The organism is Paludisphaera sp., from assembly GCF_037189885.1.
In the GTDB taxonomy this organism is placed as follows: Bacteria; Planctomycetota; Planctomycetia; order Isosphaerales; family Isosphaeraceae; genus Paludisphaera.
On sequence record NZ_JBBCIR010000045.1, the window covers coordinates 74,119 to 93,110 of the forward strand.

At 71.9% G+C, this 18,992-nt stretch carries 19 protein-coding genes; 3 read left to right on the forward strand and 16 right to left on the reverse strand.

The window, feature by feature from the left end; translation table 11 throughout:
* Window positions 1-74: 74 nt before the first annotated feature.
* The 3 genes from WG209_RS14430 to WG209_RS14440 all read right to left on the reverse strand — a co-directional run bounded on the left by WG209_RS14430 (window position 75) and on the right by WG209_RS14440 (window position 1,839).
* On the reverse strand, window positions 75-524 hold the full coding sequence (locus WG209_RS14430; protein ID WP_337175758.1) for a DoxX family protein: 450 nt from the start codon (window positions 522-524) through the stop codon (window positions 75-77).
* A 79-nt stretch (window positions 525-603) separates the two neighbouring features.
* A complete protein-coding gene (locus WG209_RS14435; RefSeq protein ID WP_337175759.1) occupies window positions 604-1,302 on the reverse strand; it encodes a pirin family protein in 699 nt (232 codons plus the stop codon).
* Between the two features lie 63 nt (window positions 1,303-1,365).
* Window positions 1,366-1,839 carry a MarR family transcriptional regulator gene (locus WG209_RS14440; RefSeq protein ID WP_337175760.1) on the reverse strand — a complete coding sequence of 158 codons (474 nt, stop codon included), beginning with the start codon at window positions 1,837-1,839 and terminating at the stop codon, window positions 1,366-1,368.
* 132 nt (window positions 1,840-1,971) lie between these two features.
* Here WG209_RS14440 and WG209_RS14445 point away from each other — a divergent pair, with 132 nt between their 5' ends.
* Complete coding sequence (locus tag WG209_RS14445) at window positions 1,972-2,535, forward strand: DUF5658 family protein (RefSeq protein ID WP_337175761.1); 564 nt, start codon at window positions 1,972-1,974, stop codon at window positions 2,533-2,535.
* A 92-nt stretch (window positions 2,536-2,627) separates the two neighbouring features.
* On the opposite strand, the gene WG209_RS14450 is transcribed toward WG209_RS14445, so the two are convergent.
* The 8 genes from WG209_RS14450 to WG209_RS14485 form a co-directional block, all read right to left on the reverse strand.
* A complete protein-coding gene (locus tag WG209_RS14450) occupies window positions 2,628-2,819 on the reverse strand; it encodes a hypothetical protein (protein WP_337175762.1) in 192 nt (63 codons plus the stop codon).
* A gap of 23 nt (window positions 2,820-2,842) precedes the next feature.
* A complete protein-coding gene (locus tag WG209_RS14455) occupies window positions 2,843-3,937 on the reverse strand; it encodes a DUF1559 domain-containing protein (RefSeq protein WP_337175763.1) in 1,095 nt (364 codons plus the stop codon).
* Between the two features lie 239 nt (window positions 3,938-4,176).
* Entirely contained in the window at window positions 4,177-5,811 is a 1,635-nt protein-coding gene (gene serA / locus WG209_RS14460; protein WP_337175764.1) for a phosphoglycerate dehydrogenase, read from the reverse strand.
* 176 nt (window positions 5,812-5,987) lie between these two features.
* Window positions 5,988-7,142, reverse strand: coding sequence for an alanine--glyoxylate aminotransferase family protein (locus tag WG209_RS14465; protein ID WP_337175765.1), 1,155 nt, complete (start codon window positions 7,140-7,142; stop codon window positions 5,988-5,990).
* Between the two features lie 66 nt (window positions 7,143-7,208).
* On the reverse strand, window positions 7,209-7,541 hold the full coding sequence (locus WG209_RS14470; protein WP_337175766.1) for a hypothetical protein: 333 nt from the start codon (window positions 7,539-7,541) through the stop codon (window positions 7,209-7,211).
* A 36-nt stretch (window positions 7,542-7,577) separates the two neighbouring features.
* Complete coding sequence (gene hisI, locus WG209_RS14475; protein WP_337175767.1) at window positions 7,578-8,024, reverse strand: phosphoribosyl-AMP cyclohydrolase; 447 nt, start codon at window positions 8,022-8,024, stop codon at window positions 7,578-7,580.
* Window positions 8,024-9,793, reverse strand: a complete 1,770-nt coding sequence (locus WG209_RS14480; RefSeq protein WP_337175768.1) for a hypothetical protein — start codon at window positions 9,791-9,793, stop codon at window positions 8,024-8,026. Before WG209_RS14480 ends, hisI begins: the two co-directional genes overlap by 1 nt.
* A 32-nt stretch (window positions 9,794-9,825) precedes the next feature.
* The gene (locus WG209_RS14485) at window positions 9,826-12,066 is read right to left on the reverse strand and encodes a hypothetical protein (RefSeq protein ID WP_337175769.1); all 2,241 of its coding nucleotides are present in this window, start codon (window positions 12,064-12,066) and stop codon (window positions 9,826-9,828) included.
* Between the two features lie 155 nt (window positions 12,067-12,221).
* Between WG209_RS14485 and WG209_RS14490 the strand changes: the two genes are divergently transcribed.
* A complete protein-coding gene (locus tag WG209_RS14490) occupies window positions 12,222-13,097 on the forward strand; it encodes a S1/P1 nuclease (RefSeq protein WP_337175770.1) in 876 nt (291 codons plus the stop codon).
* On the opposite strand, the gene WG209_RS14495 is transcribed toward WG209_RS14490, so the two are convergent.
* The 5 genes from WG209_RS14495 to WG209_RS14515 form a co-directional block, all read right to left on the reverse strand.
* Window positions 13,082-13,246, reverse strand: coding sequence for a hypothetical protein (locus tag WG209_RS14495; RefSeq protein WP_337175771.1), 165 nt, complete (start codon window positions 13,244-13,246; stop codon window positions 13,082-13,084). The two genes, WG209_RS14490 and WG209_RS14495, sit on opposite strands and share 16 nt — an antisense overlap.
* Window positions 13,247-13,574: 328 nt before the next feature.
* On the reverse strand, window positions 13,575-14,909 hold the full coding sequence (locus WG209_RS14500; protein ID WP_337175772.1) for a Gfo/Idh/MocA family oxidoreductase: 1,335 nt from the start codon (window positions 14,907-14,909) through the stop codon (window positions 13,575-13,577).
* 143 nt (window positions 14,910-15,052) lie between these two features.
* A complete protein-coding gene (locus tag WG209_RS14505) occupies window positions 15,053-16,417 on the reverse strand; it encodes a hypothetical protein (RefSeq protein ID WP_337175773.1) in 1,365 nt (454 codons plus the stop codon).
* Window positions 16,418-16,555: 138 nt separating this feature from the next.
* The gene (locus WG209_RS14510) at window positions 16,556-17,092 is read right to left on the reverse strand and encodes a hypothetical protein (RefSeq protein WP_337175774.1); all 537 of its coding nucleotides are present in this window, start codon (window positions 17,090-17,092) and stop codon (window positions 16,556-16,558) included.
* Window positions 17,089-17,748 (reverse strand): HAD family phosphatase, encoded by a 660-nt coding sequence (locus tag WG209_RS14515; RefSeq protein WP_337175775.1) that lies wholly within the window; start codon window positions 17,746-17,748, stop codon window positions 17,089-17,091. Before WG209_RS14515 ends, WG209_RS14510 begins: the two co-directional genes overlap by 4 nt.
* A gap of 200 nt (window positions 17,749-17,948) precedes the next feature.
* On the opposite strand from WG209_RS14515, the gene WG209_RS14520 reads away from it, so the two are divergent.
* On the forward strand, window positions 17,949-18,968 hold the full coding sequence (locus tag WG209_RS14520) for a sugar phosphate isomerase/epimerase family protein (protein WP_337175776.1): 1,020 nt from the start codon (window positions 17,949-17,951) through the stop codon (window positions 18,966-18,968).
* Window positions 18,969-18,992: the final 24 nt, after the last annotated feature.

An 18,992-nucleotide genomic window follows, 5' to 3' on the forward strand; every position in this document is an offset into this window, starting at 1 on the left:
GGCACCTAGCCTGCTTTTGGCCTCCCCCTCATCCGGCCCTCTGGGCCACCTTCCCCCGCCAGGGGGGAAGGGCGTTACGAGAGACTCGCGGGCGTGTCGGTCGGCGCCGCCGTGGGCGCGGGCCGGCGATCGTCGAGGCTCCAGGCGCCGCCGCCGTTGGCGAGCAGGAAGAGCGCCGCCCCGACCAGGCCCAGGTTCTTCATGAAGTGGGCCTGCTGGTTCTGCGCCGCCTCGCCGGTGTAATTCCAGAAGTCGTGGAACAGATAGGTCGTCGGCAGCAAGAACAGGATCAGGAGCAGGGCGCCCCAGCGCGTCTTGTAGCCGGCGATCAGCGACAGGCTCCCCGCGATCAGGAACGCGATCGTCCCGACGAGCAGGAACTTCGGCGCCGGCATCCCCTTGGACCCCATCATCTCCGCCGTCGCCTCGAAGTTCGGGATCTTCCCCAACGCGCTGAGCAGGAAGATCGCCGCGAGCGCCGAACGCCCCGCCACGCTGATCACACCTCGGATCGTCCCGTCCATTGTGAGTCTCCTTCATCATAATCTAGGGATCGTGATCGGGCGGGGCCGACCGGCCGAGACGACGGCCGGCCCCCCCCGTTCACGCCAGGTCGAACAGCATGATCTCGGCGGGGCCCTCGGCCCGGATCGAGACCGCGGGCTCGTCGCTCAGGGCGGCGCCATCGCTGGCCTCCAGCGCCTCGCCGTTGGCGACGACGCGGCCCCTCAACACTTGCAGCCAGGCGTGGCGGCCCGGCGCGATATCACGGGCAAGCTCCGCGCCGGCGTCGAGCGACGCCAGGTACATAGCGGCGTCCTGGTGGATCTTCAGCGAGCCCTCGCGCCCGTCCGGCGAGGCCGCGAGCCGCCAGGCGTCGCGGCGGTCGGCCGTCGGGAATGCCTTCTGGTCGTATCGCGGTTCGAGGCCCGGACGGTCGGGCAGGATCCAGATCTGGTAGAAGTGGACCGGCTCGGTCGTCGAGGCGTTCCGCTCGCCGTGCATGATCCCCCGGCCGGCCGACATCGCCTGGACCTCGCCCGGCCCCAGGACCGAGACGTTGTCCATGCTGTCCCGGTGCTCCAGCGCCCCCTCCAGGACGTAGGAGATAATCTCCATGTCCCGGTGGCCGTGGCGGCCGAAGCCGCTCCCCGGCCTCACCACGTCCTCGTTGACGACGCGGAGGTCGCGGAACCCCATGTGATCGGGATCGTGATACGAGCCGAACGAAAACGTGTGCGCGGTTTTGAGCCAGCCGTGGTCGGCCCCGCCGCGATCCGACGCCCTGCGAATCGTCATCATGGCTTCAAATCCTTCTGGTGAAGACGTGGAGAAAACTGGATGTTTCATGGCCGGGGGGGCGCCCTACGGCCCCTCGAGCGGCTCCCGGACGCGGTCCAGCAGGCGGATGAGAGTCGACAGATCGCCCTCGTCGAGCCCCGAGAGCAACGCGGACCGCAGCTCGGCCGTCGGGCCCTCGAGCGCGGCGAGCATGTCGGCCCCCTTCGGGCCCAGCACGACGAAGATCACGCGCCGGTCGTGCTCGCAGCGCTGGCGACGGACCAACTCCAGCTTCTCCAGCCGGTCGATCAGGCCGGTGATGCCGGGGGTCTCCGTGAGCATCCGCTCGGCGACCTCCAGGATCGGCGTCGGCCGCCCCAGCCCCCGGAGGATCCGCAGCACGTTGTACTGCGCCGGCGTCAGGCCGTGCTCCTTCAACAGCCGCGCGACCCGCGCCTGAACCCGGTCCGCCGTCCGGACGAGGTTGAGGAGCGCCTCCTCCTCCTTCGTCTCGAACGGCTCGCGCTTGCCGATCCGCTGCCCCAGGTCCCCCGCCATCTCCCGTCCTCCTTCGCTTTGCATGTCGATAGTTTACGTGTCAATCAATAGAACGTCAAGTGGTCGCGCGGCCGATTGCGCTGGACGGCCCGCGAGGCGGCGTGGTCTGATCGACGGGCGAGGGGAGGGGCGATGGGCGATGGCGAGGTGAAATGCCGCTGCTCCTGGTGCGGCCTGGAGATGGCCGCGGCCGGGGGCGCGATGAAGTGCCCGCACTGCGGGGCCGCGCGGGCCGCACCGCGCGAGGCGCCGGAGACTTACGCGCTGATGGAGGAGCGGCCGACCGCCCCCGCGAAGCCGGCCATGAGGCTCGGCAGTCCCACGAAGCCGCGATCGGGGGGAGGCTGGCGGCGGCTGTTCCACGAGTCGGCCCGGCGCGACAGCCTGCTGTCGGCGGAGATCGTGGCGCTGCTGGCTCTGAGCCTGGCCGACCTGTTCGCGACGTACCACCTCTTGAGGACGCACCCGAAATTTTACGAGGCCAACCCGGTGGCCCAGTTCGTCTTCGCGCGGTGGAACATCGCCGGGATGGCGGTGTTCAAGCTATCGGTGGTGGCGTTCGTCGTGACCGTCGGCGAGGTCGCGGAGCGCCAGCGGCCCGGGCTGGGGAGGTTCGTGCTGCTCGTCGGCTGCCTCGCCACCGCCGCGGTCGTCCTGCACGGATTCCGTCTGGCGTTCGGCGAGATGGCGGGGTAGGGAGGGCGCTTGCCCGCGGGTGGGGGGAGATGAAGCGAGGGGGCGGCCCCGCCGCGCGGATGCCGCCCCCTCTCGCGTTCGCGGGCCCGTCGTCAGGGGGCCTTCTTCGTCTTGACTTCCTTGCCGATGGTCTTCATCTGGCTGCCGGCCATGGGGTCGGAGACCTTCGACATGTCGAGGTTGTCGGGCATGCCCGGGGCCAGGCCGTCGGAGCCGCCGCAGCCGCAGAAGGCGGCGAGGGCGAGGGCCGTGGCGGCCCAGGAGGCGCGTCTTCGCTTCGTCATGGTTCTTCCCTCTCGCCGGGGCGTCAGTAGGCGTCCGAGCTGATGACCTCGCCGCCGGCGCGGGTGCCGAGGGCCCACCAGGGTTGCTGGCCGATGCTGTCCTTGATGAACTTGACCGAGCCGTCGGCCATGCCCACGTTGACGCCGCCCGGGTGGCTGCTCGTGGGCGGGATGGAATCCTGCGCCGAGCCGTCGGGGCCGCCGAACGAGTTGCTGGCGTAGCACATCATGCTGTTGGGCGCGCCGACGTGGTTGTAGCGGTTGACGACGTAGTTCCACGGGTAGCCCACGGTCCACAGGCGGCCGTTGTAGTTCGAGACCCCGGTGGTCGTCGGCGGCAGGGCCTTGCAGGCGGCGAGCAGGGCGAGCGTGGTGGGCGTGCCCTGGGTCGGGTTGTTGATCGTGACCGGGACGCCGGCGGGGAAGGCCCCTCGCTTGGAGTCCGGCGACGTCCCCGGCCTCACCGGCTGGGCGGATTGCAGGCCGATCAGCCGCTCGCTGAACAGCGCCGTGTTCGAGGTGCCGTCGGAGACCGCCTCGATGCCGATGGCGTTGGTCCCCGGGGCGTTCGCGTTGTCGCCCCAGTTGGGGGAGATGATGGTCCCGGTGAACGTCCGGATCTCGCCGGGGCCGCCCCAGTTTCCCACGTAGCCCAGCGAGCCCCACGGCGGCGCGACCCGCGCGCCGGCACCGTCGGACGGGCAGACATAGGCCGCGATCTGCGTGAAGCAGACGGTCGTGTTCGCCCCCAGGCCGCCGCCCGGGTCGACGTACGAGAACGAGAAGTTGTAGGCGTTGTGCAGCGGCTGCTGCTCGATCTGCGGCAGGATGCAGACCGTCCAGCAGTAGCTCCACTCGTTGGCGCCGTTGCCCCGGACGCCGTTGGCGGTGTAGGCGGTCGCCGCCGGGAACAGGTCTCCCAGCGGCAGGGTGCCCTGCTGCGAGACGTAATTGTGCACGGCCAGGCCGAGCTGCTTCAGGTTATTGACGCATTGGGCGCGCCGGGCCGCCTCGCGGGCGGACTGGACGGCCGGCAGGAGCAAGGCGATGAGGACGGCGATGATCGCGATCACCACCAGTAGCTCGATGAGCGTGAACCCATTACGGCGTGACTGCATCAAACAAGGACTCATGCGATCGATCCGGAGAGGGTCTTCAAATGTCCGGCTCGTGGCCGGCGCATCGAGAAGGAATGCGCTAGGACTGATACATGAGTATCGATATCGGTTCTCTGGAACAAGGTTAATCTTCGGGCCGGCGCGCCACAAGGGATGGTATGAAAACGCCTCCGCGGGGCCGGCTGGGGCCCGCGGAGGCGGACGGGAATGTCCCGGGTTGATCCGCCGGGGCGGGGGTGTCAGGAGCCGAGCCAGCTGGGCAACTCGCCCTGGGCGGGGAGCTTGACGACGCGGACGCTGAGGATGTCGGGGTGCTTGGCGATGGCGTCGAGGGCCTCCTGCGAGGGGATGCCGTCGAGGTTGACGACGCCGATGGCCTCGCCGCCGGGCCGCTCGCGGCCGACGTTCATCTGGGCGATGTTCACGCCGTGGTCGCCCAGGGTCGTCCCCAGGAAGCCGATCAAACCGGGGCGGTCCTGGTGGGTGAAGATCAGCACCGGGCCGTCGAAGTGGGCGTCGAGCTGGTACGAGCCCAGCTGCACCAGCCGCAGGTATTCCTTGCCGAACAGCGTCCCGGCGGCGATGTACGTCTTCTTGTCGGTCGTGACCTCGGCGTGGATCAGCGTGCCGAAGTCGCCGGGGGCCTCGATGATCTTCTCCTCGAACGCCAGCCCGCGCTCGCGGGCGAACGGCAGGGCGTTGACGAGGTTGACGCTCTGGGCGAGCGAGGCCTCCATCAGGCCGGCGGCGAAGCAGGCGGTCAGGAGCTTGGTGTTCTTGCTCGCGGCCTCGCCCCGGTAGGTGAGGACGGCCTTGCGGATCGCGCCCCGGTCCATCTGGGCGTGCAGGAGGCCCAGCCGCCAGGCGAGGTCGAGGTGGCCGCGAAGCTCCTCCATCTCGGCGCGGTCGAGGGTGGGCGTGTTGACGGAGCAGCGGACCTGGCCGCGGAGCAGGTAGTCGCAGAGGAGCCTGGCGCCCTCGACGGCCACGTTGACCTGGGCCTCCTCGGTGGAGGCTCCGAGGTGGGGCGTGACGACCGTCTTGGGGTGGGAGACGATCGGGTCGTCGGCCGGCGGGGGCTCGGTCTCGAACACGTCGACGGCCGCGCCGGCGACCTTGCCGGAGTTGAGCGCCTCCAGCAGCGCGGCGTCGTCGATCAGGCCGCCGCGGGCGCAGTTGATGATCCGGACGCCCGGCTTCATCGTCGCGATGGCCTCGGCCGAGACGACGTGGCGGGTCTCGGGCGTCAGCGGGGTGTGCAGGGTGATGAAGTCGCAGCGGGGCCAGAGGTCGTCCAGCCGGGGGACGAACTCGACGCCGTGCTCGCGTGCCTTCTCGGCGGAGAGGAGCGGGTCATACCCCAGCACCTTCATCTCGAAGCCGAGCGCCCGCTGGGCCACCGCCAGGCCGACGCGGCCGAGGCCGACGACGCCCAGGGTCTTCCCCTCCAGCTGCACGCCGGTCAGGCTGCCGCGGTCCCACTTGCCGGCCTTCAGGCTGGCGTCGCCCCGGGGGGTGTTGCGGGCGAGGGCCAGCATCAGGGCCATGGTCTGCTCGGCGGTGGAGACCGTGTTGCCGCCGGGCGTGTTCATCACGACGACGCCCTGCTTGGTGGCCGCCGGGACGTCGATGTTGTCGACGCCGACGCCGGCCCGGACGATCGCCTTGAGCCGGGTCTGCCCGTCCAGGACGTCGGCCGTGAGCGTCGTCCCGGAGCGGATCGCGATCCCGTCGGCCTCCTTCAGGGCCTCCTTGAGCGCCGCCGGGTCCTTGGCCAGCTTGGTGTCGACGACGACCTCAACGCCTTCCTCGGCGCGGAGGAGGGCCAGCCCCTCTTCGGACAGCTTGTCGGTCACGAGCACGCGGTAGGCCACGCTGATTGCTCCGGGGATGTTCGGGGGATGCGTGTGTTGGGGAAGGCCGGCGGCGCCGGCGGCGGGTGGGGTTCGAACGGGACGACGCCAAGCGTCCCCCTCCCGCGGGGGAGGGGGGGCTTGGCCGCGGGGGCCTTGACCCCGGATCGAAGTCGACGCGTCCGGCCCGGCCGGGCTCAGGCGGTGACGGGCTCGCCCTTGCCGAGGAAGACCTGCTGGGCGGCGGTGACGGCCTTGCCGGGCTCGACGTCGAGGCCCAGGTCGGAGAGGGCCATCTCCAGGGCGGCGAGGGCGGAGATCACGTCGAGCTCGTCGGTGTAGCCCATGTGGCCGATCCGGACGATCTTCCCCTTGATCTTCCCCTGGCCGCCGACGGTCGTCACGCCGAAGCGCTCGGCCATCTTGCCGCGGATCTGGGAGTCCTTCATCCCCTCGGGGACGAGGAACGCGGTCAGGCCCTCGGCCGGGCGGGCGCTGAAGAGTTCCAGCCCGAGCGCCTTGACGCCGGCCTGGCAGGCCTCGCTCATCAGGGCGTGTCGCTTCCAGATGCTCTCGACCCCCTCGTCCTTGATCCGCCGGAGGGCCGCGCGGAGGGCGAGGATCAGCGTGTGGGCCGGGGTGTACGGGGTGTCGAACTCCTTGGCCTTGCTCCGCGCCGCCTTTAGGCTGAAGTAGTAGGAGTGGCTCTCGAAGGCGTCGATCTTGGCCCAGGCCTTGGGGCCGACGGAGACGAACGCGAGGCCGGGGGGGAGCATCAGGGCCTTCTGCGACCCGGCGCAGAGGACGTCGATCTTCCACTCGTCCTGGCGGCACTCCATGGCGCCGACGCCGGAGATGCCGTCGACGACGAAGACGGCGTCGGTCTTCGCGACGACCTCGCCGATCTCCTTGACGGGGTGGCCGGTGCCGGTGGAGGTCTCCGACAGCGTGCCGTAGACGGCGACGGCGTCGGGGTGCCGCTCCAGGGCTTCGGCGACCCGGGCCGGGTCGACGGGCTGGCCCCACTCGGTGTCGACGGTGACGGCGACGATGCCGAACGCCTTGCAGATCGCGGCCCAGCGGGCGGCGAAGTGGCCGGCGTTGAGGACGATGGCCTTGCCGCCGGGGGGGACGACGTTGACGACCGCGGCCTCCATCGCGCCGGTGCCGGACGACGTCAGGATCATGACGTCGTTCTTGGTCTGGAAGACCTCCTTCAGGCCCTCGGCGACCTCGACGATGACCTGCTTGGCCTCGTCGGAGCGGTGGTGGATGACCGGCCTGGCCAGTTCGAGCAGAACGTCTTCCGGGACCATCGCGGGGCCCGGGGTCATCAGTCGCGGCTTGCGCATCGCCTCTCCGTTCCTCTCTCGTCGTCCCGGGGGGCGGTCGCGCCCCCGCTCGGCAAGGATACCATTTTAGTGGCGCGGGGCCTTTCCGGGTAAGGGGTCTTCCGCGCGGTTGATTCGAGTCGACGTCGTTCGCGCCGGCTCGCCACCCCGGGCGAGGAGGGCCGATCGCTTGCGGGCCGCGTCCGCCTTGCCCATCCAGACGACCGCGGCGACCGCCGACGCGAGGAGCGAGAGCGCGGCCACGGCGTACGCCAGGCGCGAGCCCAGGGCCGGAGCGTAGCCCTCAAGGACGCGGGTCGTGGCCGACATGTCCCGGAAGGCGACATGGACGGTCACGGCGACGGCCGCGAGGATTCCATGCCGGAGGGGCCGGTCGCCGCGATCCGGGTCGACGTGCATGGGTGCCTCCTGCCGGCCCTGCGGACGGGCCGGGGGTCACGCCGGGCCTGGCGGGGCGGGGGCCTCGCCGCCGCCGTGGTAGACGGACTCCGCGTCGAAGACGAGTTCGCCGACGACCTCCAGGCGGCCGTCGTCGGAGACGCGGCGGAAGAAGCAGGAGCGGTAGCCCTCGTGGCAGGCGCCGCCGACCTGGCGGGCCTTGACGAGCAGGACGTCGGCGTCGCAGTCGACGTGGATCGACTCGACGTGCTGGACGTGGCCGGAGGTCTCCCCCTTCAGCCAGCCGCGCCGGCGCGAGCGGGAGTAGAAGTGGGCCAGCCCGGTCTCCAGCGTCTTCCGCAGGGACGCCTCGTCCATCCAGGCCATCATCAGGACCTCGGACGACGCGGCGTCCTGGACGATGGCCGGGACCAGGCCGTCGGCGTTCCAGGCGATCTCGCGGAGGAAGGGGGGGCCGCTCTCGGTGGCGGGGGCGGGGGGCATCAGTCTCGTCCAATCGAGTCCAGGAGACGGCGGGCGCGGGCCTCGATCCCGCGGAGCCCGCGACGGGGGGCGAGGCGCGCGGCCTCGTGGAGGAAGCGGCGGGCGCGGTCGGGGGCGCCGGCGTCGATCAGGGTCTCGGCGGCGTCGAGCGCCAGCCGGGCGGCCTCGACGGGGTCGTCGCCGCCGAGGAACGCGTCGTACACGTCGGCCGCCTCGCCGGCGCGGCCGACGCGGGCGAGGATCTCGGCCCGCCAGACGTCCAGGACCCGCGCCTGGCGCGGCGGGGCCGCGGGGCGGAGCCGGTCGAGCGCGGCGAGCGCCTGGCCGGGCCGGTCGGCTCGCATCGCCGCGCGGACCAGGGGCGCGGCCAGGTCGTCGGCGGCGACGCGGCCCGGCCCCTCGGGGCGGCGACGGAGGATCTCCTCGGCCAGGGGCGCGGTGACGGCGTCGTCCCCCAGGCCGCGGGCCGAGAGGAAGGCGTCGATCAGCGCGTGGTCTTCCAGCGAGGCGGCGTCCAGGGCCTCCAGCTCCCACGGGCTGGCGCAGCCCAGGTCGGCGGAGTCGACCGAGGCCGGGTCGTCCGGCTCCAGGCCCAGGCGGCGGCGGAGGCGGTCGAAGGGGTAGCCCTGGTACATCGACGCCGAGCCCCCCCGGGCGCCGAGCTGCTCGCGGAGCCGGACGACGGCCGCGAGCCGCGCCAGCGCCTGGGCGTCGCCGCCCCGGGCGTCGCGCGCCGCGGCCAGGGGGGACAGGCCGTCGAGCCCCTGGCGGGGGCGGTGGATCCAGCGGTTCTCGTGGAAGTCCTCGACCACCTCGCGCGACCAGCGCGCCGCGTCGGCCGGGTCGCGGCCCTCGCGGAACCGGGCGGTCCAGGCGGCGGCGTCCAGGAACGGCAGGGGGAGGGGGGCGGCGGTCCGCTCGACGGCGTCGCCGGGGTCGTCCACGAGCAGCCGAAGCCGCTCCTCGGCGCGCTCCAGGCCGTCGACGCAGGGGCTGGAGAGCCGCAGCGTCTCCGGCCCGAGGTAGATCGTGGCCAGGACGCGGGGCAGCTCCGCGGCCGACACCCCCTCGTCGTCGCGGTCGGCGTCCGGGAACGGCCGGTCGAGCCATTCCAGCACCTCGACGTCGGCGGCCTTGGCGTCGGGCCGGGTCGGGTCGTGGGGGGTTGGGATCCGGCGGATCTCCGGGAAGGCGGCGATCAGGTCGTCGGCCCCCACGCCGTCGCGCGGGTAGGCGCAGGCGTAGCGGAGGTCGTCGGCCAGGGCCTCGGCCCCGCCCCCCTGGCGGAGCACCTCGGCCAGCGTCCAGGCCTCGACGGCCCGCTCGACGTCGTGCGCCGACTCCAGCGCGACGACGCGCTCCAGGCACTCCACGGCCTCGACGTCGCGGCCCCGCCAGGCCAGGCAGAGGGCGCGGTTGAACCAGGCCTCGACGTCGTCCGGGGCGTCGGCGACCAGCCGGTCGAAGACGTCGGCGGCGGCGTCCAGCTCCTCGACCCCGCCCCCCCGCATGGCGACCTCCCAGCGCTCGCGCTGCTGGGGCGTGCGGGGCTGGCGGAAGCGGTACGTCTTGCGCGCCGCCAGCGGCAGCTCCTGGGCGCTCTCCAGGGTCGTCAGCGCCTGGCGGGCCGCCGCGGAGCCGGGCTCGACGCGCAGGGCGCGCCGCCACGACCCCCAGGCCGCCAGCGGGCGCTGGGACATCAGGTGGTTCCAGCCCTCGTGGACCAGGGCAAGGGCCGCGTCGGTTTCGTTCCGGGTGGTGGGGGCCATCCTGGGGTTCCTGAACGGGGGGCGCGGCGAGGTCAGCGGCCGGGGAGGATGATGCGGGGCTTGTCGCCCGACGGCTCGGAGGCGGCGGAGCCGGGCGTCCAGACCCCGCCCCCCCCGCCGCCTTGCTGGGAGCCGGGCGTCCAGATCCCGCCGCCGGCCGGGGCGCCGCCGACGGGTTGCACGCGCGGGCCGTAGCGGGCCAGCAGGCTGTAGAGGACCGTCGGGTCGGCGACGTACCGGCCCGGGTCGTCGGGCGAGGGCGCAAGCTCGACCAGGCCCAGGTCGATCAGGTTCGAGACCACCTGCTCCATCGCCTGGCGATTCCCCTCGTAGCGGCCGAGGATCGCGGCGACCTCGGGGACCCATTCCTCGGGCGAGTCGGTCATCGTGCGGACGCGCAGGTCCAGCATGTCCCACGACGGCGCCGTCGCGGGGCGCCTGGCGGCGGGCTCGGACTCGCGGCCCTTGGCGATCCACCCCAGCGCGGCGTCGCGGTCGCCGGCGATCACGGCGTCCATCGCCAGGTCGGAGAAGACGTGCAGGGTCGGGAAGCCTTCGCGCTCCAGCAGCCGACGGCGCGTGATGATCTCGCGGCAGGCGGCCGCGACCACGTCCAGCAGGCCCCAGCGGATGCCCCGCGCCCGCAGGTCCACCAGCCGCTCGTCGTCCAGGCCGTGGGGGTCGATGGACTTCAGGCGGCCGACGTGGACCTGGTCGAGCTCCGCGTCGATCGGGTCGATCGCCGGCTCGGCCGGGACGCCGCCGAGGTCCGCCCGCAGGGCGTCCCAGTCGACGGCTCCCTCCCACCTGGGGTGCGACTCCAGCAGGAGCAGCGCGGCCCGCAGCGCGACCTCGTGGCCGCCCTCGCGGCCGGCCCGCCTCGGGGTCTTGCCGCCCAGGAAGGCCATGGGGGTGTCGGGCCAGCGCGACCGGATGCGGTCGGCGGCCAGCTCGCCGACCAGGCGGCGGCGCTCCTTGGTCGAGAGCCCGGCGGGGGTGTGGCAGGCGAGATCCAGGACCAGGGACTGGCGAGAGACCGGGCCCAGCTCCTTCGTCTTGGGGTGCGCGGGGGGGATGGTCGGCCCGGCGATCTCGGTCACGCGATCGGCGAGGGCCTCCAGCCGGCCGTCGTCGAACGTCTCCAGCTTCAGGGCCCCGGCCTCGACGACGAGCGTGCCGACGGTCAGCGGGACGTCGGCCGCGGAGGGCGTCGCGTCGTCGGCCAGGCGGGGGCGATCGAGGAGGGCGAACTCCAGGTCGTCCCCCTCGTCGGCCTCGGGGTCGGCGCGCTCGACGCACGAGAGGTCGGCGCGGAGCCGCTGGAGCAGCCCGTCGCGGTCGCGCAGCGTCCACGACAGCTCGACCTCCTCGACCGGGTCGGGGCCGACGGACGGGTCGATCGACTGGCGGAGCGCCTCCAGGTCGACGGCGTCGGTCGTCGCCGGCGCGCCTTCCAGCCCGCGCCCGATCCCGGCGACGGCGCCGGCGTGGTCGGCCAGGCGGAGGCGGCAGAGCCCCTGGTTGATCTCGGCGGCGCGGGCGGCGGCGGGGTCGCCGGAGAGCAGCTCGAACGCGGCCGAGGCCCGCTCCCACAGGCCGCGCCCGGCCCAGCCGAGCGCGTCGTCGAACCGGTGGGCGGCGTCCTCGCCCAGGCCCTCGGGTCGGGGGACGAGCCGGTACGGGTTCTTCAGCCAGGGGGAGGCCTCGGGGGCGGCCCGCAGCGCGCCGATCAGCTCGCGCCGGGCCATCTCGACGCGGTCCTCGGGGGGCGCGGCCTCGTCGTCCTCGGCCCCGGGGGCGGCCAGCTCCAGGTGCGCGAGCGCCGCGGGGATGAGCCCGGCGCGGAACAGGCCGGAGCCGACGGCGACGGTCAGGTCGGCCGGCGCGCGCTCGCCGCGATCGTCGGCCTGCTCCAACAGCGCCTGGAGCAGGTCGACGGCCTCGCGGAGCCGGGCGGAGGCCAGGAGCAGGCGGAGCTGCAGGCCGCGCGCGCCGGGGTGGTTCGGGTGCTTCGCCAGCAGCTCCGCGACGACCGGGTCGGTCTCCTCGACGCGCCCCAGGTTCGACAGCAGGACGGCCTTCCGGAGCAGCAGCCAGGGGGCGCCGGGGACCTTCGCCAGGCCCTCGTTCATCGCGGCCAGCGCCGCCTCGTACTGACCGTTGCGCTCAAGCCGCAGCGAGCGTTCGATGTACGATTCCGCCTTCTGGCAGCACCATTTGTACTTTTCACCGGAGCCGCAAGGGCAGGGGGAATACGGGTCGACCGCCGCCATCGTCACCATGTCCTGTCGGGAGGGGGGGGCTCGCTGTACCTGGGGCCACACTAGCAAAACGGCGTCGCCGCCGTCTATCCTGATGCCGAAGGCGTCCGGCCCCGTCGCGGGGCCGCGCGAGAAGCCATCGCGCCTCACCCCGGAAGGCCCCCGACATGCCCCGCGACCTCCCAGCGCGCCGAGCCGTCGCGCTCGTCCTCACGGCCCTCCTCGCCCTGCCGACCCCCGCCCTCGCGTGGGGGCGCAACGGCCATCGCGCCTCGGCCCGGCTGGCCGAGAGCCGGCTGACGCCCGAGGCCCGCGCCGCCGCGCGCGCCCTGCTCGATGAGGGCGAATCGCTGGCCGACGCCTCCACCTGGGCCGACGAGCACTCGCGCGAGATCCCCGGCAGCGGCGCGTGGCACTACGTCAACGTCCCGATCGACGCTCCCCGCTACGACGACCGCCATTGCCGCGACAACTGCGTCGTCTCGCGGCTGGCCGAGTTCCGCCGGATCCTCGCCGACCCGACCGCGCCGAGGGAGCGTCGACGGATGGCCCTCCGCTACGTCGTCCACCTCGTGCAGGACCTCCACCAGCCGCTGCACGTCGGCGACCGCCGCGACCGCGGGGGCAACGCGACCCAGGTCTCGCTGTTCCGCGACGACAGGACGAACCTGCATCAAGTGTGGGACTCGGGCCTCCTGCGCAACGGCTATCGCAACGAGCGCGCGGTGGCCGACGCCCTGTTCGACCTCGCCCGCGAGCCCGAGGCCCGCGACTGGACCGGCGGCGCCGCCGAGGACTGGGCCGACGAGAGCCTGGCCGCGGCGCGGCGAGCCTACCGCGAGCCCGGCTCCAACCGGCCGATCCAGTCCGGCGCGCGGCTGGGCCGCGAATATCAGGACGCGAACCTCCCCGTCGTCGTCGAGCGGCTGACGAAGGCCGGGCTCCGGCTCTCCGAGGTCCTCAACGCCGACCTCGCGGCGGCGGGCCGGGCGAAGGCGCCGGCCCGGCCGCCCGCCCGGGTGCCGGCTCAGGCGCCGCGCTGATCGTCCTTCGTCTCGGACCCGGGCTTCTCGGCCTTCTCGGCCTTCGCCTCGTCCTTCCTCGGCTCCTCGACCCCGTGCTCCACGGGGCGACGGCCGAAGATCTGCTCATGATTCGGGAATCCATACTTGCGGACGATGGGGCCGCTCATGGGGCGTGCTCCTGGGCCTGGTGGGGCTCGCTCCGCCTGGAGATCGCGGAACGGGCCGAGGACAAGCATCCTCCTCCCCTGGCGGGAGGAGGTGGCCGAAGGCCGGATTGGGGCGAGACCGGGAGCCGACGGCTCCACGATCTCGTAGGCTGGGTCGAGACCCAGCTCGGGCGAGGCGTCGCGTATCCCATGCTGGGTCTCGACCCAGCCTACGAGACTTTCATCCCGCCGCCTATCGGTCTCGCCCCCTCATCCGCCCCTCCGGGGCACCTTCTCCCACGAGGGGAGAAGGGCTTGCTCGCGAGGGCGCGGCGGGGGCGTTGGAATCTCACCCGATCTTGGCCGGGACGACGAACGGCTCGCGGTACTGGCGGGTCAGCATGGCGTCGGCCTCGGGGTCGTTGATGAACGACTCGGAGGCGGGGTTGATCTGGAGCTTGCGGCCGAGCTGGTAGGCGATGTTGCCCAGGTGGCAGTACGCGCTCGACAGGTGGCCTTCCTCGATGTCGGCGTTCAGCAGCTTGTGGTCGCGGGCGCGGACGGCGTTGAGGAAGTTGGCGAAGTGGTCGCCGCCCCCCTTGCCGTTGGGGCCCTGCTCCAGGTTCGGGCCGAAGTAGGTGCGCCAGGTGTTGTAGCCGTCGATCGCGAGGATGCCCTCGGTCCCGTAATAGATGTTGCCGATCTTCACGTCCAGCTCGGCGTTGGTGATCAGCCCGCGGACCTCGAATTGCAGCTCCTTGTCGCCGAACTCGAAGAAGCTGGAGATGGTGTTGGGGGTCTCGCCGTCGTCCTTGTAGCCGAACCGACCGCCGGAGGAGGTGACGGCCTTGGGGAACTCGTTCTTGTCGAGGCCCCAGCGGGCGATGTCCATCTGGTGGATGCCCTGGTTGCCCAGGTCGCCGTTGCCGGTGTCCCAGAACCAGTGCCAGTTGTAGTGGAAGCGGTTCGGGTTGAACGGCCGCTCGGGGGCGGGGCCGAGCCAGAGGTTGAAGTCGACGCCGGCCGGGACCGGGCCGTCGGGCTTGTGGCCGATCGAGCCGCGGGGCTTGTAGCAGAGGCCCTTGGCCATGTAGACCTCGCCCAGCTTGCCCGAGCGGATGAAGTCGATGGCGTCGCGCACAGCCTTGTGGCTGCGGCACTGCGTCCCGGTCTGGACGATCCGGTTGTAGTGCCGGGCCGCCTCCACGATGCGCCGGCCCTCGCTGACGTTGTGGCTGACGGGCTTCTCGACGTACACGTCCTTGCCCGCCTGGCAGGCCCAGATGGCCCCCAGCGCGTGCCAGTGGTTGGGCGTGGCGATGGAGACGACGTCGATATCCTTGTCTTCCAGGAGCTTTCGGATGTCCTGGTAGAACTTCGGCGGCGACTTGGGGTCGACCTTCTCCAGCGCCTGCTTGGCGGGGCCGATGACGTTCTCGTCGATGTCGCAGATCGCCGTGACCTTGACGTTCGGCTGGGCGCTGAAGCCCTCGACGTGGGCCATCCCCCGGCCCTTCACGCCGACGACGGCCACGCGGATCGTCTCGTTGGCGCTCGGCCTGGCCGGCGCGGGCTCGGCGGCGTCGTCGATCGAGGCGGCGACGCTCGCCGCGGGCAGGGCCGCGATCGCCGCCGCGAGCGTCGCCGTGTCGTGGAGGAAGTGACGTCGATTCCGCTCGCGCATGGGGGGCCTCCGCCGGGCAGGTGGGAACGTTCGGGGAGTCGTCCGAGGGTCGATCGAGCCCGATTCTATGCCGCCCCGCGGGCGGTCGCCAGCATTTCCCGCCTCGGGATCGGGCGGGGGCTCGATAAAGGCCCGCGCCCGAGTCAATCCGAGCCCGCCGCCTCCTTCGACAGGTCGAACGTCCGCACGGCCAATGGCGAGCGAGGAAAGCCGTCCCGGTGGATCCCGCCGCGAACGATCGTCAGGCGGTCGCCGACCAACGCGGCGTCCCGCGCGTCTTTGATCGGCTCCTTGAGCGTGGAGAGCAGCCGGCCCGAGTCGCCGTCCCATACTCGCACGGCCCCGATCGCGTCGACGGAGACGATCCTGGATGAATCGCGCGCGAACGCCACGAACGAGACGTGGGGGACGGCCTCCTCGCCGTTGATGATCGTCCTTTCGATCGCCGACCGATCGAAATCCCAGATCTGGATACGGTTGCCGACGCCCGCGGTGACAAACCGCTTGCCGTCGGGAGCGACCGAGACGACCCATCGCGGCGGGACGGACGCCGGCGGGTCCATGAGGGTCGGCGACGCCCCGTCCCCCTTCCAGATCGCGATGGAAATCCGGCCATCGGACGTCGCCGCGCGGAGCGTCGCCGCCCGGCGGCCGTCGGCGCTGAAGCTTGTCATGGGCGCGGGCCCTGTATCGACAAGCGCGAAGACGTGGGGCTTTACCTCCCCGACGGCGGGCACGGCGGCATCCGGCCGCCCCACGGCGATCTCGGCCCGCCGCAAATCCACCCCGATCGCATGGAGTTTGGCGGCCTCGGTATCGAAGGCCGCGGCGATGAGCGGACGGCCGTCGTTGGGAGACGCCCCAAGTCTGACCTTGCGAGCGACGTCCCAGACCTCGACGCTCGATGAAAGCGGCGGGATCGAGATGGCATGCGTCATCATCACGGGGTCAGTCCGGCGGGGGACGGTCGATCCCAGGGTCAGTGACCGGCGAAGCTGTTCGGTGACCATGCCCCATCCCCGTCCGATGGACTTCCAACCTCCTTCCGACCGGTTCGGGTCCGCTTGGAGGCAAACTCCTCGGAAGGGAAGGGGGAGGGTCGACAGGCGGATGATTGACTCTAATTCAATCCGCGGATTCGGGTCCGGTTTGAGGGGAACTCCAGCGAAGAAAGGGGGGACGTGCGACATGCGGACGATGACGAGTTTGGAAGCGTCCGCGCTCATCGCGACAGCCGAAACCTCGAACCGCGTTTCGTCCGATCGAAACAGGACGTCGCCTCGTCCCGTATTGATGAGGACCAAGGACCGGTCCTCGGCATAAGCCAATCGTGCCCCGTCCGGCGACAAGACGGCCATGCGGGAGCCTTCTTTCCGGACGACGCGCCACGCCGATTCGCGGGGAGCGTCCGGCGGCTGCCCCGACGCGCTTCGCAAACCACCCAGGGGCGGCAGCAGGGCAAGCGTGAGAGCGAGCGTGATCGCGGCCGATCGGAAGACGTGACTCAATTGTCTCCTCCCTGATATGGAGGGCCTCGTGGGCTACGTCGCGGTGATCAGAGGCCATCGTCTCCGCGACCACCGGCGAAGGCGAGGGATTGGGTCGGTTTTCGGCATCTTGGCGTCCTGGCCGGGATTACCGACCTTTCACCGCAGCGAATCTTGCATCTTCCGGAGCCGGTCCGCCTCGCGGGATTCGCCGAGCGCGCCGAGGCAGGCGACGAGGCCCTGGATGGCGTCGTGGAACGGGCGGTTGGCCGGGATCTCGCGGGGGATGCGGCCCTTGAAGTCGGCCGGGATGGCGCGCTGGACCAGGTCGAAGGCGTAGCCGAAATGGCCCATGGCGAGGCGCGGGTCGCGGTGCTCCTTCAGCGCGATCTCGCCGAGCGCGGCGTGGATCCAGATGTTGTCGGAGCAGCCTTCCAGCGCGAAGCGGAGGGCGTCGCGGGCCTCCTCGGGGTCGCCGGCCTTCCACATCTCCATGGCTTCCGAGTAGTCCAGGTCGACCTCGTCGATGCAGTCGGGATGGACCAGCTCGAAGACGCCCGGCTCGACCTGGCGGAGGCCGATGGGACTGGGCTTGCCGTGTCGCGGGCGGTCGGGGGGGGCGGGCTTCCTCGGCCGTCGCTTCGGGCCGGAGGGCTTGGGCGGGGGGCCGTCGGAATGGCCGTTGGACTCGCTCATGACGCGCTCCGATCGTCGAAGCCGAGCGCGGCGAGGGCGTCGGCCGGGGGTTCGAGGGCCGGGACGAACTCCGCGCCGGCCGACCAGTCGCCGGCCCCGAGGCGATGCCCGACCGCCACGCGCCGGAGGCCGGCGGTCTCGGCGGCGGCGAGGGCCGCGGGCGAGGCGACGACCGCCGTGGCGTCGGCCGGGGCGACGCCCAGGCTCGCCAGCGCCGTCGCGAGGGCGTCGGGGGCCGTGGCCTCCTCCCCGGCGACGACCAGCTCGAAGGCGTCGGCCAGCCCGGTCGCGGCGAGGAAGGTGTCGACGTCCTCGCGCCGGGCCGTCGGGGCGACGATCGCCAGGCGGGCGCGGCCGGAGAGGGCGCGGACCAGCGCGGCCGCGCCGGGGAAGGCTCGCGGGTCGAGCCCGAGCATGTGGGCGACGAGCCGCCGCTTCTCGCCGACCCAGCCGTCGAGGTCGGCGTCGTCGATCCCCCGGAGGGCGAAGACGTCGGAGGCGAAGGCGCGATCGCCCGTCGTGGCCGCGCGGGCGGCGACCTCGTCGGGGACCTCCCATCCGAGCTTCGACAGGGCTCGCTGCCAGGCGACGACGTGGACGTTCTCGGCGTCGGCGAGGACGCCATCGAAGTCGAGGATCACCGCGGTGGGGGGCATGGGGCTTCGCACTGGGGAAAGGGGAGGGAGACGGGGCCGCGGGGCCCATTATCCTCGGGGCCGCGGGGGGCGTCAAATTGTTGACTACGTCCACCGGCCCCCCTATCCTGCGGTTTCCCGAAGGCTGGCGAGCCGTCGCCGTATGCCGGGTCGCGTCCCGACCAACGTCGTTCCTCCCCGAGACTGCTGGAGACCGAATCATGTCGCGTCCCGTGACGCTCTTCACCGGCCAGTGGGCCGACCTGCCGATCGAATCCATCTGCGAGAAGGCCAGCAAGTGGGGGTATGACGGGATCGAGCTGCCCTGCTGGGGCGACCACTTCAACGTCCAGAAGGCGCTGGAGGACGACAAATACTGCCAGGCCAAGCACGACCAGCTCGCCAAGCACGGCCTGAAGACCTGGGCCATCTCCAACCACCTGGTCGGCCAGGCGATCTGCGACGTCATCGACGAGCGCCACAAGCTGATCCTCCCCCCGCACGTCTGGGGCGACGGCAAGCCCGACGGGGTCAAGGAGCGGGCGGCGAAGGAGATGATCGACACGGCCCGCGCCGCGGCCAAGATGGGCGTGAAGATCGTCAACGGCTTCACCGGCTCGTCGATCTGGCACCTGCTGTACAGCTTCCCGCCGGTCTCCGACGCCATGATCGAGGCGGGGTTCCGGGATTTCGCCGACCGCTTCAACCCGATCATGGACGAGTTCAAGAAGCTCGGCCTGAAGTTCGGGCTCGAGGTCCATCCGACGGAGATCGCCTTCGACCTGTACTCGGCCGAGACGGCCCTGAAGGCGATCGGCAACCGGCCGGAGTTCGGGTTCAACTACGACCCCAGCCACCTGCTGTGGCAGTTCGTCGACCCGGTCGCGTTCATCCGCGCGTTCCCGGACCGGATCTACCACGTCCACGTCAAGGACGCGGCCCGGACGCTCGACGGCAAGACGGGCATCCTGGGCTCGCACATCAACTTCGGCGACCCCCGCCGCGGCTGGGACTTCCGCTCGCCGGGCCGCGGCCAGGTCGACTTCGACTCGATCGCCCGCGCCCTGAACGACATCGGCTACGAAGGCCCGCTCTCCGTCGAGTGGGAAGACCCCGGCATGGACCGGGAGTTCGGCGCCGCCGAGGCCGCCCGCTTCGTCAAGGAGCGCATGGGCTTCCCCACCCCCGGCCGCCTGTTCGACCAGGCCTTCGCCGAGGGCCAGGCCAAGGCCAACGCCTGAGCCGACGGGCCTCCCCGCTAGAAG

Bases quoted from the DNA above. Each gene is read 5' to 3' on its own strand.
- WG209_RS14440 (WP_337175760.1), bottom strand. From the start codon at position 1,839: ATGGCGGGGGACCTGGGGCAGCGGATCGGCAAGCGCGAGCCGTTCGAG.
- WG209_RS14480 (WP_337175768.1), bottom strand. From the start codon at position 9,793: ATGGCCCCCACCACCCGGAACGAAACCGACGCGGCCCTTGCCCTGGTC.
- WG209_RS14470 (WP_337175766.1), bottom strand. From the start codon at position 7,541: ATGCACGTCGACCCGGATCGCGGCGACCGGCCCCTCCGGCATGGAATC.
- WG209_RS14435 (WP_337175759.1), bottom strand. From the start codon at position 1,302: ATGATGACGATTCGCAGGGCGTCGGATCGCGGCGGGGCCGACCACGGC.
- WG209_RS14455 (WP_337175763.1), bottom strand. From the start codon at position 3,937: ATGCAGTCACGCCGTAATGGGTTCACGCTCATCGAGCTACTGGTGGTG.
- WG209_RS14495 (WP_337175771.1), bottom strand. From the start codon at position 13,246: ATGAGCGGCCCCATCGTCCGCAAGTATGGATTCCCGAATCATGAGCAG.
- hisI (WP_337175767.1), bottom strand. From the start codon at position 8,024: ATGCCCCCCGCCCCCGCCACCGAGAGCGGCCCCCCCTTCCTCCGCGAG.
- WG209_RS14465 (WP_337175765.1), bottom strand. From the start codon at position 7,142: ATGCGCAAGCCGCGACTGATGACCCCGGGCCCCGCGATGGTCCCGGAA.
- WG209_RS14500 (WP_337175772.1), bottom strand. From the start codon at position 14,909: ATGCGCGAGCGGAATCGACGTCACTTCCTCCACGACACGGCGACGCTC.
- WG209_RS14430 (WP_337175758.1), bottom strand. From the start codon at position 524: ATGGACGGGACGATCCGAGGTGTGATCAGCGTGGCGGGGCGTTCGGCG.
- WG209_RS14445 (WP_337175761.1), top strand. From the start codon at position 1,972: ATGGGCGATGGCGAGGTGAAATGCCGCTGCTCCTGGTGCGGCCTGGAG.
- WG209_RS14510 (WP_337175774.1), bottom strand. From the start codon at position 17,092: ATGAGCGAGTCCAACGGCCATTCCGACGGCCCCCCGCCCAAGCCCTCC.
- WG209_RS14490 (WP_337175770.1), top strand. From the start codon at position 12,222: ATGCCCCGCGACCTCCCAGCGCGCCGAGCCGTCGCGCTCGTCCTCACG.
- WG209_RS14450 (WP_337175762.1), bottom strand. From the start codon at position 2,819: ATGACGAAGCGAAGACGCGCCTCCTGGGCCGCCACGGCCCTCGCCCTC.
- WG209_RS14485 (WP_337175769.1), bottom strand. From the start codon at position 12,066: ATGGCGGCGGTCGACCCGTATTCCCCCTGCCCTTGCGGCTCCGGTGAA.
- WG209_RS14520 (WP_337175776.1), top strand. From the start codon at position 17,949: ATGTCGCGTCCCGTGACGCTCTTCACCGGCCAGTGGGCCGACCTGCCG.
- WG209_RS14515 (WP_337175775.1), bottom strand. From the start codon at position 17,748: ATGCCCCCCACCGCGGTGATCCTCGACTTCGATGGCGTCCTCGCCGAC.